Here is a 17,961-nt window from a genome sequence, read left to right as displayed (position 1 = left end):
GGATTTTCGCTATGAATATCGATAAACAATCTCCTATCCCCATTTATTATCAGATTATGGAGCAATTAAAAGCCCAAATAAAGAGCGGAGAGCTGCAGCCGGATATGCCGCTTCCTTCCGAGCGGGAATATGCCGAGCAATTCAGGATTAGCCGGATGACGGTGCGTCAAGCGCTTTCTAATTTGGTCAATGAAGGTTTTCTCTATCGTCAGAAAGGCCGGGGCACCTTTGTCAGCAAGCTAAAAATGGAACAAGCGCTCCAAGGGCTTACAAGCTTTACAGAAGATATGAAAAGCCGCGGCATGAGGCCGAGCAGCAGGCTCATCAATTATCAGCTTATCGATTCGACTGAGGAGCTGGCCGCCATACTAGGATGCGGGACGGGTGCCCGCATCCACAAAATCACACGGGTTCGGCTGGCGAATGATATTCCTATGGCGATTGAAGCCTCACACATCCCATTTGAGCTGGCAGGTGAATTAAATCCGTCTCATTTCAAGTCGTCAATTTACGAGCATATTGAAAGGTACAACAGCACGCCGATTTCCCGCGCCAAACAAGAGCTTGAACCGAGTGCCGCAACACAGGATGAAGCAAACTTGCTCGGCATCCAAGAGGGAGCGCCAGTCCTGTTGATTAAACGAACAACGTATTTACAGAACGGTACTGCTTTTGAGCATGTAAAATCTGTATACAGGGGCGACCGTTATACTTTTGTCCATTACATGGATCGGCTGTCATAAAAAAGTCTCCAACCCCTTTTTAAGGATTGGAGACACGGCGAAAATCAAATTGGTCTGGCGCTGGACGATAGGTTTCTTTTTTCGTCTTGAACTTCCAGATCGGTGATTTCGTTTTTCCGTTAAAGCTGTCTTCCACAATGGTGTACCAATAATAAACAGAATTCGGCTCTAGATTCTCCCAAAGGAATTCGGCGGTTTCCCCGCTTTTCACTTTCTCGCGTTTTCCGAGCTGTTCGTTTGTATAGACATTACATTCAAAATAATCGGTTTCTACTCTTTTCATTCTTGGCTTCAGATCAAGCTCCAGCGTAAACTCATCCTTGTTGCCGTAACTATCTGTATCATAAAAGTTTTTATCATCCAAATACGGAGAGTATGTGGATACATGCACCACATTGTTTGCCTGGTCAAACTGCATCAAACGCAAATATCCTTGGCCGCCCTCTGGCCCGCCCTGATAATCAGCAAGCATTTGATGGACGAGACGATCCGGTTTTCCATCTCCGTCATCATCCAGCTCATCTGTTTTTCTCATCGCGCTGTGATAATGTCCGCTTAACACCATCACGACATTCGGGTTCGGCTTGACAACTTTTTTGAAAATTTTCTCGCCGATCGGGCTTCTGTTTCCGCTAACGAGTAAATATTCATGAAAAGCTAAAACAGCTATCCTGTCAGGGTGCTTCTTCAGCACTTGTTTCATCCATGCGATGTCTTCGTCTGTGATGCCCCAACCCATGTACAGCATGATATAATCATTGCCGCTGCTTGATATGAGGTCATAATGCCCGCGGTTATTTTTGTAGGATTCTCCATAGTGCAGTCTCTTATCGAAACGGCGGCTGCCAAAGTATTTGCCAAACGCCCTGTAGGAGCCGTCCTTATGACCGACATCGTGGTTTCCGGCCAGCACGCCGTAAGGAATTCCGCTGTTGTCCAGGACTCGCATTGATTGATCAGCGTTTCTCCACTGTCTGATATCCGCGGAATCATCTACAATATCCCCTGTGTGAAACACGTATTTCATATTCAGCTTCCTTTGGTTATTTTTGATCCATATAGTCTGCTTATCAAAAATATGCGGATAGCTTTTTGCATAATACTGCGTGTCTGACATCCAGACAAAGGAATACATATCCTTCGCAGGAGGAATTTCGTCCTGAACAATGATATTCATCTTAGATTTCCGTACATAATCGGAAGCGATGACAGATGCCTTCAGCGTGAACTGTTTGTCATCTTTGGCAACGTAGCTGTCAACCGGCTGCCACTGGCTTGTCCGGTAATTCCAAGCATACATTGTCACTTTTCTCCCCGGCAGAGAGCTTCCTCTCCAAACGGCTTCAGCTAAATCATTCTCATCAATGGACGGGTCAACCGTCACTTCAAAACGGTGATAAGGAAAAAGCTCCTTCTCTTCTGTTGATACTGTTTTACCGTCAGCTCCTGACACCCGATTCATTTCTTCATTGGTAAACGGCGTCTCGCTTTCCGGCACAAAGCTTTTTGGAGGTTCAGTCAGTGATGCATGCTTGAAAATTTTCACACTATTTCTGTTTTGCGCCGTATATTGAAAGCCTTTGTAAAAGGACACATCCATCGCATCATTCGTCGGATCCTTCACCCGCACCGAAAGCTTGGCTTTGTGCGTATCGGCATCGCTATTTACAATTTCCGGCTGGTCCGGATGCTCCCGCTCTGTCTTAAACGTCCGCTCAATAACCGTTTTATTGCCAGCCAAATCTGTTGCTGAGACTTTCAGCGTGTGTTTCCCCGGAGACAGCTCAGAAGTTGACGTATGATATGGGAGCGTAATGCTATCACCATCTAAAAATGCCTCTGTTTCCTCTATTTTGCTCCATTTATCAAACATATCTGCCTGCAGCACCAGGTTTCCTTTATACGTCTGTCCGTCCGTCACATTCGGTTCGATGTGCGGCCCTGAATTATCAACCCGCACAACAAAGCTCAGGTTTTCATTCCCGTCGCTTACTGCAATATGATGGGCGCCTTCAGTCAGCTTCTCTGTATCCCACTTCAGCAGCTGCGATGTAAACAGTCCATCAGGCAGATGAAATTGAAACGGCCAGCTTTTATTCGAGCGCTGATTATCCCCAATAAAAAGCTCCTTCTCGGGAGAAATACGCTCGTCCCTGATCACCGTTCCATCCGATAATACCAATCGGGCATTTTTGACTAAAAAATCATCACGGTTTTCAGCCGTATCAAACGGAGATACCTTTGAACCCGATCGTATCGTGATACGCTGCAGCTGCTTCCCTTTTTGAAGCAGCGTCTCCGGCAGAGGGACAGAGTAGGTGCGGTATTTATTTGTCGTATCATCGAAGACTTTTAAAACCTTGCCGTCCATCGTTACAGCATTTTTAAAGTAAAGGTTCGTTTTTCGGGTGTCGAACGCAAAATATACTTCTTTTTCCATGGCGGGCTCTGTCTGTTGTTTTTTTCCGTCAATCCAGAGCTTAATGCTGTCAGTCCGCCCGTCCGTGGTCGCTTTGAGAAACTGTGTCCCTGACAGTGTATCTCTGTTTTCTATATTCATCCGCAAACCGTGCGACTTGCTTGTTTGCTTAATATCAATCATTTTGACAGGCGTCTTCGCTTCATTGATCCCGTCACCGGCTACAACGTAATACTCAAGCTGATCCTTCCCGATCAGTTCAGGCGAGTAGACAATATAATGGTACAAATGATCGTTGCGGTCTTTTTCAGCGAAAATGCGTTTGAACGGTTTGTTTTCATCTGTCCGATAATAAAAGGCGGCCGTTCTCACTAAACTGCGGTCACGTATGTCAGCCCGCAGTTCAATGCTTTCAGCCGGTCGGACAGGCTTGCGGTCTGTTAAATCCTCTATAACCGGCTTTTCTTTATCAAGCTTCACTTTACGTTTTTGCTCTGGCACCTGCGCCTGTAAAATTGAGCCTGGCGACGGATTTTTTTCTGCTATTGAAATGTTGAGCAGTTCCGCTGTTCCATCGAGAGGGTATTTATAAAGCACAGACGACAGGCGGCGCAGCGCATGTTTCCGGTAGTGCGCAACTGAAATATCCTTTCCTGTATTCGTCGATATCGCAACCGCACGAGGCCGGGTATTCGCCATGCCCTCTGTTCCATCCAGCACCAACAGATTTTCCCCTTCTCTCAAATGTGTCTGATAGTGCCGGTTAAAATCATCCGCTATCAACTCAGGATGTCCGGCAGGCTTGAGCCAAAATACACAGGTTTCTCCAGACGGAATGACGACCCGCTGATCAGGTCTCCAAATCAGGTCGGAGTCCGGCCCTTCCTTCGGATAGCGATAGCGAATGTGATAATCTTTAAAATCAATTGTTCTGTCGGTTGTATTATATACCTCAATAAATTCATAACCGTCTGTACGTCCGGTATTTTTCGTATCAACCGCAAGCTCGGTGATCAGCAGCTCCGGGATATGGGCGAGGTCAGCCTGATATCCATCCAGCTTCAGTGTCTTCGTTTCTGACTCCACCCGCTGCTTTCCATTCGAGAACACAATGTAATACTCGAGCTCGCTATTCCAGATTAACCTCTTCGGTATTTGCGCCAAAAACTGGCGGACAGCTCCGGGGGTTGGGTCCATCGGCACCATTTTATAGCCCAGTTCATTGCTTTGTTTATAAAACAAAAAGGCAGAAAACGATTGATACTCACTGTCACGCACATGCGCCTGAATGATCAGGTTGCCCTTCATTTCAGCCTTCACTTCAATTTGAGGAGGGTTTTCAAGCAAGGGTATGTAATGAGGCGTTTGGAACGGTTCCTGCTTTATGACAGGCAAGGCCTTTGCTTCATGATGGCCGCCAGACTGAACAAACAGAAAAGATAATAATAAAGAAGCAATGACTGTGTATTTTCTCATCACGACACCTCCCTTTTCACGTATTTTGCGTCTGAACAGGGAAGCTTATGAGTTAATTTTTGTGTAAAAAGAACAAAAAGACAGCGGTCTCTCTGAAGTTCCATTATTATCCAAAAAAACTGAAGTTTGTTAACCAGTTAACGATAAAATCAGAGAGGCAGATTGATCGATAACAGCATTCATAAAGAATGATTTCAAGCGATACAAGAGTTCGCATTAAAAAGAGATAAGTACGGTGCGGCTTCCATCTCATTCTCCTCTTAAAATGAGATGGTTTATTGATGCAACTAAATAAGATGAATGGCAGGCAGCACTTAAAGCTTTTCAACGTATCATTTTCAGCAATAACCTTTTTTCATTTCATAGACGATTATCATAGTTAATGTTCACTAGTAAATATTAATTATTCCATCCCTTATTCTACTATGTGTAAATTTCAACAGCCCTAAAAAATTAAAATAAATGTCCCAGCTTTCACACACTATTATCACCGGTCACTTTTCAGCTTCCTTAAGCACCAGCAATTGACAATAAAAACAAGAACAGATAAAATTAAATTGTTCACCGGTAAACGATTTTTATTGTTGCCTGGTTAACCATTAATTCATAGAAAGAAGGTAGCCTATGTCCGTTTTGACAAAACAGCTGATATACGACATATACGTTCGGCTCCTGCATCTTAATGAACAAAAAGCGAATACTTCACTTCAGCAGTTCTTTAAGGAGGCCGCAGAAGAAGATGTGATTGATGTTCCCAAAAACATGACTAGCATCCATGTCATTGACTGTATTGGCCAACATGAACCGATTAATAATACGGGAATTGTTAAAAAAATGAACTTATCAAAAGCGAACGTAACGAAAATCAGCACAAAACTGATTAAAGAAGGATTTATCAATAGCTATCAGCTGACTGATAACAAAAAAGAAGTCTATTTTAAATTAACCCGTAAAGGCAGACAGATTTTTGATTTGCATGAAAAACTGCACAAAAAAAAGGAGCTGGCATTTTACCAATTCCTTGATTCATTCTCACAAGATGAACAGAATGCTGTATTGAAATTTTTAGAACAGCTTACCTCTAGACTTGAAGCTGAGCAAACAGATGATACTTTTGAGAAACCTGTAAAGTAAAAAAGGCGGTGTGTTCTTTATGGCTCAAACGAAATCAAAAGCAATGCTGATCTTGTATATTGTTTGTTTCAGCGCATTTTTTGCTTCTTTAAGCCAAAATATTTATTCACCAATCATTCCGATTATTAAAGAATCATTCCATGTCTCTGTAACCCTCGTGAACCTGTCAGTTTCAGTTTTTATGATTGTGACAGCCATTATGCAAATTATTTTGGGCGCGATCATCGATTTTAAAGGCGCGCGTTATGTCTTGCTTACCGGAATACTGGCAACAGCGGCAGCCAGTATCGGATGTGCCGTCACCACTGATTTTACCTTGTTTCTTATTTTTAGAATCGTACAGGCAGCCGGTTCCGCAGCACTCCCTCTCATTGCAGCCACCACAATCGGCCAGCTATTTACAGGCAGTGATCGCGGAAATGCCATGGGTACGTATCAAATGCTTCTTTCGGCCGCACCGGCTATTGCTCCGGTCCTCGGGGGATTGGTCGGCGGTGCTTTTGGACACGAAGGGATCTTTTGGATGCTGACGGTGATCTCTGTTCTTTTATTAGCAACAAACAGCATTTTCTTCCCTAAGGATCATAGTGAATCAAAGCGAGATGCAAAATCAGGCAGTTTGCTTGCGCATTATAAATCCATTTTCACAAACAGAACTGGAAATGTCATTCTAACCTTAAGCTTTTTTCTCTTTTTCATTTATTTCGCGGTCATTGTCTATCTCCCCATATTGCTGACGGAACATTATCATATGGATGTGCGGATAGCGGGACTGTTATATTTGCCTCTGGCGTTAAGCACAATCGCTGGTACTTTTCTGTTTAAAAACATACAGGCAAAAGTTCCTCTCAGCACATTGATTGTCTACAGCAATGCAATGGCAGCGGGCAGCATCATTTTATTTGCTTTTACCCATTCCGTCTCGATCATTCTCTTGGCTCTCTCATTGGCGCTGTTCGGTGTGTCGATGGGGGTTATTCCTCCCCTGTATTCCACGATGATCACCAATGAGTTTGAAGAAAACAGGGGAAGTGCAATCGGAATCTTTAACTTTATCAGATATACAGGCATGGCGGCCGGTCCGATGATATCAGCTTATCTGTTAACATGGATGCCGTCTGCCATGTCATTTGGCCTTTTGGGTATCGCATTTGTCATATTAAGTTTTTGCCTTCTGCCGTATATGCATCGGCCGAAACATGACATCAAACAAGAAAAACATCCTATGTAAAAAAGCTGCCATTTGGATGGCAGCTTTTATTTCTTACGAAGCGGTTCTAAAATGCCTTTTTGAATCAGCAAATGGAACACCGACAGCACAACAGATGCCAGGATGGCTGATCCGAAGCCGTCAATTTGAAAACTGTCACCCATAATAGACGCTGTCATCATCAAGGTGATGGCGTTAATCACAAACAAAAAGAGACCCAGCGTCACAACTGTGACAGGCAGTGTAAAGATAATCAAGAGCGGTTTAATCAGCACGTTTAAAATTGATAAAATGAGGCTGGCAATAATCGCTGCCCCGATGCTGCTGATATGGATGGAATCAATGTAACCGTCAATGACGATTAATAATAATGCATTTACTAAAATGCTGACTGCCCATTTGACCATGTTACTTCATATCCCTTTCTGATGGAACAATAAAAATCCAAATGATATATATGAGCAGAACAGGAATAACGCTTGTCATAACGGCCAAAATGACGGTTATCACTCTGAGGAGTGACGCATCCCAGTTGAAATACTCCGCCAGGCCGCCGATGACGCCTGCCATTTTCCTGTTATTTTCTGAACGATATAATCTATTCATTCGATCACCTCTGTGTATACTTTAATTTGATGGCGCCAGTTAATGATTCGGAGAAAACGGCGATGTTTTGATCATGTGCTTGATTAGAAGTGAACATCATTTCTTTTTGAATGGTATCATTTTTTTCTTTCAGCATGTCAACATCTATTAATTCGTGGGACAGCGAGCCAAGATTGCTTTTCAGCTCAGCCTTCACCGCAAGATCATCCGGAATCGCCAGCTCCACATTTCCAGTCGTCGTTTTTGTGTAAATCGAGCGGCAGTCTGATTCTGTGACAGTAATCGCAATATTTCCATTAAAGCTTTGAACATCAATGGATTCGCTTTTTCCGCGCAGGTCAATCAGCCCGTTAATGGTTTCCGCTTCTATTGTGCCACAATTGTGATTGGCTAGCTTAATTTGGCCGTTTGCCGTTTCTGCTGAAGCTTTTTCAGCCGTCAAATTCGAGAACGACAGCACGCCATTTGTCGTTTTCGCCGAGAACTCTTTTACATGTAAATGTTCCCCTCTGATCGGTCCGTTAAACAGCTTCACCCGAATCTTATCATACTCCTTCTGAGGAATATACAATGTGACATTGGTTTTCATTGTTTTCTTTTCCGTACGGATAAAAAACTTATTTCCTTTAATTTCACATTCAATATGCTGAAGAAAAGCGTCTCTCGCTGCTTCCTGGGTGTCAACGCGATATACCTTTGCCTGGCATTCCGCTCTGATATCCTCGTCTTCCCACGGAACAATATTTACGCTGCCGTTTGCGATCTGAAGCTCTACACTGGAAAAATCATTATCCTTAAATTGAAAAATATGCTGTACGTCAAACGAGTGACCGAAGTTCAAATCAAGATCAACTTCTTTGACCTTTTTCACAGCAGAATCAATCCAATCGAACAGCTTCGCCCCTAAAGACGGCTTGCTGCCCTCTTTTTTGGCCGCTGTAAATGGCTCATCCTCTTCATGAACGTTAACTGACAGAGCCGTGATTTTTTCTTCTTTTTCCTTATAGTCGCTGTCGAGCTTTTCAATCAGCGTTAATGCTTCCTGTGCCGTCAGCTTCCCTTCCTCCACAAGCTTGAGGATTCTTTCCTTTTCCTGCTTCATTCGATCTCCTCCCTATGATCTACTTATGCTGCACGCAGCACCTTAATGCCCTGAATGACGTTCCAAATGATAATACCGAGTACAACTAAGAAATAGACGATGACTCCGCCAATCATCACAAAGACAGGCAAAACGCTTTCCCCATCAATGGCAATAGCCCCGCCAAGAAAAGCGATAAATAAGATCAGCCAGCCGACAAAAGGAACAATGTGGGAAATAAGAGAACGCACCGCGTGACGTTTCGTCTCTTTTTCATCAACAACAAAGTAAGCGACAATCGGCACAATGACCGGCGCAATAAATACACTGAAATAACAAAGTGATGCAATTATGGCTTGATTACGGTTCAATTTATCCAACTCCTATCGTTAACATTCGTGACTATGAATCAGGACGTTTTACTTAGATAGATATACGTATAGAACCTCCAAAGGTTTCAAAATCATCCTTTAGACATGCTTCCATTTACGGAATTGGATTTTGAAAAGTTTTAGAAGTAGAATCTTTCAGCCGTACCCATTACAATATGTAAAAAGCTTACGGCAATTAAGGAGGCTGGACAAGCAATGGAGAAAGATCCCAGTGACTATACAGTAACACAAGAATCCGTTTTAAAACTGATTCATGAACAAAAAAGGATGAATCGTGAAATGTTAGCCGAGCTTGAACAGATTCACGGACCTTTTCCCATCTCTCATGATATTCAATATATTAAAGTACTTCTGGACAGCAGCAGCACTCATATTGTTCAAGATTTAATGAATGTGAGCCGGAGGCTGCATAAGAAGACGTTTTAATAAATACTGCAAAGAACAGCGAAAACCCTCTGAAAAGAGGGTTTTAAGATGTTGCTGTTTCTTTCGCTTCCAAGAGTGATTTCATACGTTTTTTGTCTCGCTCCATAACAGGCTTCAAATAACGCCCTGTATACGATTCTTCCACTTCAGTGATTTCCTCCGGTGTTCCTGACGCGACAATGGTGCCGCCTCCGGCTCCGCCTTCAGGCCCCAGATCAACAATATAATCAGACGTCTTGATGATATCAAGATTATGCTCAATGACAAGCACTGTATCCCCATTATCAACCAAACGCTGAAGCACGACAAGAAGTCTGGCGATATCGTCGACATGCAAACCTGTTGTCGGTTCATCTAAAATGTACAGCGTGCGGCCGGTAGAGCGTTTATGCAGTTCAGATGCAAGTTTCACCCGCTGCGCTTCACCGCCTGACAAGGTAGTCGCCGGCTGGCCGAGCGTAATATAGCCAAGACCAACATCGTAAAGGGTTTGGAGCTTGCGCTTAATTTTCGGGATATTTTCAAAGAAAGAAAGAGCATCTTCGACCGTCATATCAAGCACATCAGAAATGCTTTTTCCTTTGTATGTCACTTCAAGTGTTTCCCGGTTGTAGCGTTTGCCGTGGCACACTTCACATGGCACGTATACGTCAGGAAGGAAGTGCATTTCAATTTTTATAATCCCGTCTCCGCGGCAGGCTTCGCATCGTCCGCCCTTTACATTAAAACTGAAACGGCCTTTCTTATAGCCGCGGACTTTCGCTTCATTTGTCTGTGCGAATACATCGCGAATATCATCAAAAACACCGGTGTATGTCGCAGGATTTGACCGTGGCGTTCTCCCAATCGGCGCCTGATCGATATCAATGACTTTGTCTAAATGTTCGAGGCCTTTGATTTCTTTATGGCTGCCGGGCTTCGCTTTTGCTTTATGAAGCTTTTGCGCCAGTGCCTTGTGAAGAATTTCATTGACGAGGGTGCTTTTCCCTGATCCTGATACACCCGTAACCGCTGTAAACGTTCCTAGCGGAAACTTGGCATTTGCCTTTTTCAGATTGTTTTCTGAAGCGCCTTTAATCTCAATATAGCGGCCGTCCGGTTTTCTTCTCTCGGGAGGCAGCGGGATAAACTTTTTCCCTGATAAATAGCTGCCTGTTAACGAATTTTGATCTGCCATGACCTCTTCCGGAGTACCCGCAGAAATAACTTGTCCACCGTGGATGCCGGCACCCGGGCCGATATCAATTAAATAATCGGCTGCCATCATCGTATCCTCATCATGTTCTACGACGATCAGCGTGTTCCCCAGGTCCCTCATATTTTTCAGCGCGCTGATTAAACGGTCGTTATCACGCTGGTGCAGACCAATTGACGGTTCATCTAGAATATAAAGCACACCGGATAACCGCGAACCGATTTGAGTTGCCAGCCTGATGCGCTGCGCCTCTCCCCCGGACAATGTTCCCGCTGCCCGGCTCAGTGTCAGATAATCAAGGCCGACTTTATCCAGGAAGCTTAACCGCTCCACAATTTCCCGGAAAATCAGATTGGCAATTTTCATATCCTTCTCAGATAGCGTAAGGCCTTTGAAAAAATCAAGGGCATTTCCGACAGACAGCTCGGTAATTTTTCCAATGTGATGTCCGTCGACCAGTACGGCAAGCGCCTCTTTCTTTAACCGATAACCTTTACAAGTCGGACAAGCCTTTTGGGACATATATTGCTCCATCTGCTCACGGATGAAATCCGAGCCTGTCTCCTTGTAGCGTCTTTCAATGTTGCGCAATACGCCTTCAAATTGGATCTCACCTTCGCGTAATTGGCCGAAATCATTTTCGTAACGGAAATAAATCAGGTCATCTCCGCTTCCATAAAGCACTTTATCCAGCTGATGCTTCGGAAGGTCCTTTACGGGCACATCCATATCAATGCCGTAATGGGTGCAGACCGCTTCAAGAAGCTGCGGATAATATTGTGAGCTGATCGGCGTCCAAGGGGCAATTGCATTCTCCTTCAATGACAGATCTTGATTGGGAATAACAAGATCTGCATCAACTTCGAGCTTCATGCCGAGACCGTCACACGTTGGACACGCTCCGAACGGGCTGTTGAATGAAAAAAGCCGCGGCTCAAGTTCACCGATTGAAAATCCGCAATGCGGACAGGCATGATGCTCACTGAACATCAGCTCCTCCTCACCGATCACATCAATCATGACACGCCCTTCACCTAATCGAAGCGCTGTCTCCAATGAATCCGACAGACGGGCTGCTACGCCATCTTTTACTACAATCCGGTCAATGACAACCTCGATTGAATGCTTCTTATTCTTTTCTAACTCGATCTCATCAGAAAGCTCGGCCATCTCGCCGTCAATTCTGACTCTGACATAGCCTTGTTTTCTGATCTGCTCAAGCACTTTTACATGGGCGCCTTTTCTGCCGGACACAATCGGCGCCAGCACCTGAAGCTTCGTCCGCTCCGGATATTCCAAAATCCTGTCCACCATCTGCTCAATGGTCTGTGACGTGATTTCGATCCCGTGCTCCGGGCAATGGGGCTTTCCTACTCTCGCATATAAAAGACGCAGATAATCATAAATTTCTGTTACCGTACCGACAGTAGATCTCGGGTTTCGACTCGTTGTTTTTTGATCAATGCTGATGGCAGGAGAAAGCCCTTCAATCGCATCCACATCAGGCTTATCCATTTGCCCTAGAAACTGGCGGGCATAGGCGGATAACGACTCAACATATCGTCTCTGCCCTTCTGCATATATGGTGTCAAAGGCAAGGGAGGATTTCCCTGACCCAGACAGTCCCGTGACGACGACAAGCTGATCTCTCGGGATAGTCACATCAATATTTTTCAGGTTGTGCGCCCTTGCTCCCTTCACCTCAATCCGGTCCATAGCCATTCTTTCATCATCCTTCCGCTTTTAACTCTAAAAGTAAATCGCGAAGCTCCGCGGCTCTTTCAAAATCAAGCGCCTTGGCGGCTTCCTTCATTTCATGCTCCATTTGTTCGACGACTTTCTGACGCTCTTTCTTCGTCATTTTCGACAGCTTCGGCGCAGCTTTTGTTTTATACTCCGCTTTGTCCTCAGCAGCCACTGTCGCACGAATCACGTCACGAATTTCTTTATTAATCGTTTGCGGCGTAATGCCGTGCTCTTCGTTAAACCGCTCCTGCTGCTCGCGCCGGCGTTTCGTTTCATTAATCGCAATTTCCATAGACTTCGTCATTTTATCGGCGTACATGATGACACGGCCTTCCGCGTTTCTCGCCGCACGTCCAATCGTCTGAATAAGCGAACGCTCCGAACGCAGGAAGCCTTCCTTATCCGCATCCAAAATCGCAACCAAGGATACTTCCGGAATATCAAGCCCCTCTCTCAGGAGGTTGATGCCAATGAGCACATCATGCTTGCCGAGACGCAAATCACGGATAATTTCGATCCGTTCAAGCGTCTTAATTTCTGAATGCAGATAATTAACCTTGATGCCGATTTCTTTTAAATAATCGGTTAGGTCCTCTGACATCTTCTTCGTCAAAGTCGTCACAAGCACCCGTTCATTCCGTTCAACTCTCGCGTGAATTTCACCGATTAAATCATCAATCTGGCCTTCAATCGGCCGCACGTCAATAAGCGGGTCAAGAAGCCCTGTCGGACGGATGATCTGCTCTATCATTTCGTCTGTATGTTCAATTTCATACGGCCCTGGTGTGGCTGACACATAGACGATATTGTGCATATGCTTTTCAAATTCTTCAAACCGGAGCGGGCGGTTATCGAGCGCTGACGGAAGACGGAATCCGTGATCCACCAGCACCTGCTTTCTCGCCTGGTCTCCGTTAAACATGCCGCGCACCTGAGGAATCGTCACGTGCGACTCATCCACCACAATCATAAAATCGTCAGGAAAATAATCGAGAAGCGTATACGGCGTTGAACCCGGCGGGCGAAGCGTCAAATGTCTTGAATAGTTCTCAATGCCAGAGCAGAACCCCATCTCCCGCATCATTTCAAGATCATATCTCGTCCGCTGCTCTAAGCGCTGCGCTTCCAGAAGCTTGCCGTTTTCATGCATGACCTTCAGCTGCTCCTCAAGCTCCTTCTCGATATTTTGAATCGCTTTTTCCATTTTTTCGGCCCGCGTCACGAAGTGGGATGCCGGGAAAATCGCGATATGTTCACGGTCGCCTAAAATTTCTCCGGTCAGGGCGTCCACTTCCCTAATTCGTTCAATTTCATCTCCGAAAAACTCGACTCTTACACAGTGTTCATCACGGGATGCCGGGAAAATTTCCACTACATCTCCGCGCACACGAAATGTACCGCGCTGAAAATCAATGTCGTTGCGGGCATATTGAATGTCAACAAGCTTTCTAAGCAGCTCGTTGCGCTCAATTTCCATTTCAGGACGCAATGACACAACCATTTCACGGTATTCTTCAGGCGAACCGAGACCGTAAATACAAGACACACTCGCAATGATAATCACATCTCTGCGTTCAAACAGAGACGATGTAGCGGAGTGTCTAAGTTTATCAATTTCATCATTAATGCTTGCATCTTTCTCTATAAATGTATCCGTTTGAGGCACATACGCCTCCGGCTGATAATAATCATAGTAGCTGACAAAATACTCGACAGCGTTGTTCGGAAAAAATTCCTTAAACTCGCTGTAAAGCTGTCCCGCAAGGGTTTTGTTATGGGCAATGACGAGTGTCGGCTTATTGACCTCTTTAATCAAATTGGACACCGTAAATGTTTTGCCCGTTCCTGTTGCACCCAGCAGAGTCTGATGCTTCTTGCCCTCCTGAATGCCTTTGACAAGCTTTTCAATGGCTTTCGGCTGATCTCCCTGGGGCTGGTATTTTGAGACTAACTCAAAGCGATCTTTCACAAATAAGCCTCCGTTTCTTTAACGAAATCTTCCTATAAATATAGTAACACAATGGAAAGCAAAATCACCAAAAATACGAACTAAAGTTCGATGGTTATTTATTTCCAGCTAATTTCATGTATAAAAAACCTGCTTTTAAAACGTAAAAGCAGGAATTCATCTTCTTATTCATCATGTCCGGTTTATTCTTCTTTTTTCTCAGCAGCTTTTTTGGCCATATAAAGTCCGCCGGCCACAAGAGAGACAACATCTAATCCCACAATAAGATACGTTTCTGTATAGCCTTTCAAATAAGAGGCAAACAGCAATGCAGCTGTAAGAGCGATCGCCACATAATGGTTAAAGGTCACTCTCGTAAAAAGAACGACAAGCATAAAAGGGAAAAATAATGCAAAAACGGCTTTTGTAATCACAAAAACCCTCCTCAGGGATTCTTCATCTGATTTGATTATAGTAAAAAATGAAGAATCGGACAATCGTGCAATGGTTCCCTCTTTCTACACCATACCCTTTTTCAGCTCAATTCAATCATGGTTTCTGCCGCAAAACTCTTCTCTTAAACAAGAATGATGATTTTACGTATTCGGTTCAAAAATGAACAAATCATCTTCAGGCAAAAGGGACGGTATCAAATATAAAGAGAAATTGATTTTAGTGCTGCTGAATGAGAGCTGAAGCCGTACTGATTGTCAAATCAACAGAAGGGCAGGTATTAAGTCTCATTTAATGAAGGAAGCTTGACCAACAGTGATCTGAAAGCTCAATGAAACGATTTTTAAATATAAAAAAATAGGCATACAGACCCGTTTCGATATTAGGTTTTATGATCATCTAACCAACTTAAATATTCATTTTATTTAGGGCTTTTTGCGTTTGACAGCATTTTCCTTTAAACCTACAATTGATTGATAGTGTTCACTATCATTTTGAACATTGGCTCCCAAAAAGAAAAATAGAGAGAAAAATAATGAAAAGGAAAGAGGGGTTTTAAACATGTACTCTGTGTTATTTCGCCAAGCGGAAGAATCCAGTCAGCTGGCTGGAGCAAAAGGCATGAATCTCATTAAACTGACCAAACACGGACTTCCTGTTCCGGATGGGTTTATTATTCAAACGAACGCTCTCGCCCGTTTTATGGAGGATAATCAGCTTCATGATTCAAGCGAAAATATCGAAAATGCCATTATTGCCGGAACATTTTCAGATGAAATAAAGAACGAGCTGACGAGCTCCTTTTACGAGCTGAGAGAATCATATCATTCCGTGGCCGTCCGCTCTTCATCAGCCTCAGAAGATTTAGAGGGCGCTTCATTCGCCGGCCAATACGAAACCTATTTAAATATAAAAACAGAAGAAGAATTTCTGAATAAGGTGAAAGAATGCTGGGCCTCCTTTTTCTCAGGCAGAGTCAGCCGCTATAAGAAAAAAATGAACAATCCAATCGCAGAGCCGTTAATGGGTGTTGTGGTGCAGGGCCTGATCAATTCAGACATATCGGGTGTGATTTTCAGCCAAAATCCCGTTACCCATGATGATAGAGAGTTATTAATCAGCGCCAGCTACGGCCTAGGGGAAGCTGTTGTATCTGGAAGCGTCACCCCTGACACGTATATCGTTCATAAAGGTTCATTTGAGATTCAGAAAGAAATGGGTTTAAAAGAGATCTACATGGAGTCCGCTGCAGAAGGCATTGCCGAAAAGGAAACGAGCGAAGACATGCGCAGCCGTTTTTGCCTCACAGATGAACAGGTGATTGAGCTGACTGAACTCACCAAAAAAACCGAAGCCCTTTACGGATATCCTGTCGATTTAGAATTCGGAATCGCCGATCATAAACTATACCTTCTGCAGGCGCGGCCAATTACCACCATTGAACAGGATAAAAAAGCGGCTGAGGAAGAACGGAACTTCATGATCACCGACAAGGATATGAATGATTTTTGGCTCAATATGGAGTCCAACATCGAAGGCCCGGTCAGTCCGTTATTTTCATCTTTTATTGTGCCCGCACTTGAATACGGCTTAAAGAAAAGTATGCGGCAGTTCCCAATCGGTGTCATCGTCGATGAAGTAAAAGTGTATCGTGGACATATTTATTCAAAAAATCAAGGCGGACAACAATTGCCTGCTGAGGACAGTGCCGAAGAGCTTTTTCCGGTATTGTCCGAGCGCATGTACGATATCATTCATAACACGTACCTTCCGTTTTACCGGACATTGGACCAACTCGCACAAACGGAACACACTCCGGAAAGTGCGCTGGATGCCTTTAAAAAACTGAAGTCCTTTTATCTCACGGCCTATGAGGAGCACTTCAATATCGTTTTCCCGCAAATTCTTCTGACGAACAAACTGCAAGCTATGTATCAAGACATTCAGGGTGAAGCTGAAAACTCACATTTCTATGAGATGCTGATAGGAGTCATGAACAAATCTCTGGAAACAGACCGCCGTCTATGGCAATTCTCCGTTGAAGTTCGAGAAAATCCGAATTTGACAGCCCTTTTTGAGCATGCCCAGCCAGAACATTTGCTGGAGAGATTGGAACAAACTGATGAGGGAAGACAATTCCTGCAAAAAGTCAATGAATTTTTACAGGAATACGGGTGGAGATCTGTAAAAAGCCACGACCTGATCGAACAAACATGGGCAGAGAATCCATTTTACGCATTGACTCATATTCAAAACTACGTCCGCAATGGCTATCATTTTGACAACGAATTTAAGAAAACCATTAAAAAACGTGAGAAGTTGTACAATGAATTCTTCCAAAGCATTGAGGATCCCGCTTTGCAGAAAGAATTTGAACGTTATTATCAATGGACGCTGAATTCGTCCAATATTAAGGATGATCATCATTTTTACATTGACGCTATGCTGGATGCCAAGGCGAGAGTCTTTTTGCTGAAGGTAGGAGAATTGCTGGCAGAAAGCGGTGTGATTCAAGATCGAGAAGACCTTTGGTTCTTATATGATGACGAGGTAGAAAATGCGCTTCTTCATCCCGTATCCCTTCAAGAGAAGGCTGAAAAACGGAGACAAATGCTTCACGAGTATGAGCTGGCACAGGCGCCTGCTTATCTCGGTACACCGACAGAAGCGCAGCTGAAAGCGGCTGAAGAAATTGTCGGTGCAGTCATAGAAGATGAAAAAAACACAGAGAATGATATTTTCGGAGTTGCAGCATCAAGCGGTATCGCAACAGGGCCGGTGAAAGTGATTCGGGATGCCAGTGAGTTTTCTCAATTCACGCCTGGAGACATCCTGGTTTGCAAAATGACGACACCGCTATGGACCAGCCTGTTTCAAGATGCCAAAGCCATTATTACAGACACAGGAGGAATCTTGTCTCACGCAGCGATTATCGCACGGGAATACGGCATTCCCGCTGTTCTCGGCACACGTGCAGCGACAGAAAGGCTTCGAGATGGAGACATTGTCACTGTAGACGGAAACAGCGGCAAAATCACAGTTGTCAGCCGATCCTGATGCGCCCTCCCTCTTTATTATACAAGCGGGGCAGGTGTATACTTGTCCTGCCAGTATATTCGTGAGGTGAAACGT

Annotated in this window: 13 protein-coding genes; 5 read left to right on the top strand and 8 right to left on the bottom strand. The window is 44.2% G+C overall.

Annotated elements, in window-relative coordinates:
* Positions 1-11 precede the first annotated feature (11 nt).
* Complete coding sequence (locus NST16_RS00540; protein ID WP_340883451.1) at positions 12-743, top strand: GntR family transcriptional regulator; 732 nt, start codon at positions 12-14, stop codon at positions 741-743.
* A 19-nt stretch (positions 744-762) separates the two neighbouring features.
* Here NST16_RS00540 and NST16_RS00535 read toward each other — a convergent pair whose 3' ends face one another.
* Complete coding sequence (locus NST16_RS00535; protein WP_340883450.1) at positions 763-4,638, bottom strand: metallophosphoesterase; 3,876 nt, start codon at positions 4,636-4,638, stop codon at positions 763-765.
* Positions 4,639-5,262: 624 nt separating this feature from the next.
* Here NST16_RS00535 and NST16_RS00525 point away from each other — a divergent pair.
* Both NST16_RS00525 and NST16_RS00520 read left to right on the top strand, forming a co-directional pair.
* Entirely contained in the window at positions 5,263-5,772 is a 510-nt protein-coding gene (locus NST16_RS00525) for a MarR family transcriptional regulator (RefSeq protein ID WP_010332031.1), read from the top strand.
* A gap of 19 nt (positions 5,773-5,791) precedes the next feature.
* Positions 5,792-7,003: an MFS transporter gene (locus tag NST16_RS00520; protein WP_268449804.1), complete on the top strand. Its 1,212-nt coding sequence runs from the start codon at positions 5,792-5,794 to the stop codon at positions 7,001-7,003.
* Positions 7,004-7,029: 26 nt separating this feature from the next.
* On the opposite strand, the gene NST16_RS00515 is transcribed toward NST16_RS00520, so the two are convergent.
* From NST16_RS00515 to NST16_RS00500, 4 genes are read right to left on the bottom strand one after another with little or no spacing between them, the layout of a single operon-like run.
* Positions 7,030-7,389, bottom strand: a complete 360-nt coding sequence (locus NST16_RS00515) for a phage holin family protein (RefSeq protein ID WP_010332033.1) — start codon at positions 7,387-7,389, stop codon at positions 7,030-7,032.
* 1 nt (position 7,390) lies between these two features.
* Complete coding sequence (locus NST16_RS00510) at positions 7,391-7,588, bottom strand: PspC domain-containing protein (protein WP_010332034.1); 198 nt, start codon at positions 7,586-7,588, stop codon at positions 7,391-7,393.
* Positions 7,589-7,592: 4 nt separating this feature from the next.
* Positions 7,593-8,690, bottom strand: coding sequence for a DUF4097 family beta strand repeat-containing protein (locus tag NST16_RS00505; protein ID WP_168748853.1), 1,098 nt, complete (start codon positions 8,688-8,690; stop codon positions 7,593-7,595).
* A 23-nt stretch (positions 8,691-8,713) separates the two neighbouring features.
* Positions 8,714-9,040: a hypothetical protein gene (locus tag NST16_RS00500; protein WP_095712926.1), complete on the bottom strand. Its 327-nt coding sequence runs from the start codon at positions 9,038-9,040 to the stop codon at positions 8,714-8,716.
* 216 nt (positions 9,041-9,256) lie between these two features.
* Here NST16_RS00500 and NST16_RS00495 point away from each other — a divergent pair, with 216 nt between their 5' ends.
* Positions 9,257-9,487: a hypothetical protein gene (locus NST16_RS00495; RefSeq protein WP_010332037.1), complete on the top strand. Its 231-nt coding sequence runs from the start codon at positions 9,257-9,259 to the stop codon at positions 9,485-9,487.
* 43 nt (positions 9,488-9,530) lie between these two features.
* On the opposite strand, the gene uvrA is transcribed toward NST16_RS00495, so the two are convergent.
* The 3 genes from uvrA to NST16_RS00480 all read right to left on the bottom strand — a co-directional run bounded on the left by uvrA (position 9,531) and on the right by NST16_RS00480 (position 14,810).
* A complete protein-coding gene (gene uvrA, locus NST16_RS00490; protein ID WP_268449798.1) occupies positions 9,531-12,404 on the bottom strand; it encodes an excinuclease ABC subunit UvrA in 2,874 nt (957 codons plus the stop codon).
* A gap of 7 nt (positions 12,405-12,411) precedes the next feature.
* On the bottom strand, positions 12,412-14,397 hold the full coding sequence (gene uvrB / locus NST16_RS00485; RefSeq protein WP_010332039.1) for an excinuclease ABC subunit UvrB: 1,986 nt from the start codon (positions 14,395-14,397) through the stop codon (positions 12,412-12,414).
* 182 nt (positions 14,398-14,579) lie between these two features.
* Positions 14,580-14,810: a DUF2198 family protein gene (locus NST16_RS00480; RefSeq protein ID WP_010332040.1), complete on the bottom strand. Its 231-nt coding sequence runs from the start codon at positions 14,808-14,810 to the stop codon at positions 14,580-14,582.
* A 580-nt stretch (positions 14,811-15,390) separates the two neighbouring features.
* On the opposite strand from NST16_RS00480, the gene NST16_RS00475 reads away from it, so the two are divergent.
* Positions 15,391-17,886: a PEP/pyruvate-binding domain-containing protein gene (locus NST16_RS00475; protein WP_340883443.1), complete on the top strand. Its 2,496-nt coding sequence runs from the start codon at positions 15,391-15,393 to the stop codon at positions 17,884-17,886.
* Positions 17,887-17,961 lie beyond the last annotated feature (75 nt).

Origin of the sequence: Bacillus sp. FSL K6-1005, assembly GCF_038000225.1 — a bacterium.
Lineage (GTDB): Bacteria > Bacillota > Bacilli > Bacillales > Bacillaceae > Bacillus > Bacillus mojavensis.
This window is presented reverse-complemented; position numbering and strand designations above follow the sequence as displayed.

What these genes read in the sequence shown, in the direction of transcription:
- NST16_RS00520 (WP_268449804.1), top strand. Translation starts at nt 5,792, where the DNA reads ATGGCTCAAACGAAATCAAAAGCAATGCTGATCTTGTATATTGTTTGT.
- NST16_RS00495 (WP_010332037.1), top strand. Translation starts at nt 9,257, where the DNA reads ATGGAGAAAGATCCCAGTGACTATACAGTAACACAAGAATCCGTTTTA.
- NST16_RS00510 (WP_010332034.1), bottom strand. Translation starts at nt 7,588, where the DNA reads ATGAATAGATTATATCGTTCAGAAAATAACAGGAAAATGGCAGGCGTC.
- NST16_RS00505 (WP_168748853.1), bottom strand. Translation starts at nt 8,690, where the DNA reads ATGAAGCAGGAAAAGGAAAGAATCCTCAAGCTTGTGGAGGAAGGGAAG.
- NST16_RS00525 (WP_010332031.1), top strand. Translation starts at nt 5,263, where the DNA reads ATGTCCGTTTTGACAAAACAGCTGATATACGACATATACGTTCGGCTC.
- NST16_RS00540 (WP_340883451.1), top strand. Translation starts at nt 12, where the DNA reads ATGAATATCGATAAACAATCTCCTATCCCCATTTATTATCAGATTATG.
- NST16_RS00535 (WP_340883450.1), bottom strand. Translation starts at nt 4,638, where the DNA reads ATGAGAAAATACACAGTCATTGCTTCTTTATTATTATCTTTTCTGTTT.
- NST16_RS00475 (WP_340883443.1), top strand. Translation starts at nt 15,391, where the DNA reads ATGTACTCTGTGTTATTTCGCCAAGCGGAAGAATCCAGTCAGCTGGCT.
- NST16_RS00515 (WP_010332033.1), bottom strand. Translation starts at nt 7,389, where the DNA reads ATGGTCAAATGGGCAGTCAGCATTTTAGTAAATGCATTATTATTAATC.
- uvrA (WP_268449798.1), bottom strand. Translation starts at nt 12,404, where the DNA reads ATGGCTATGGACCGGATTGAGGTGAAGGGAGCAAGGGCGCACAACCTG.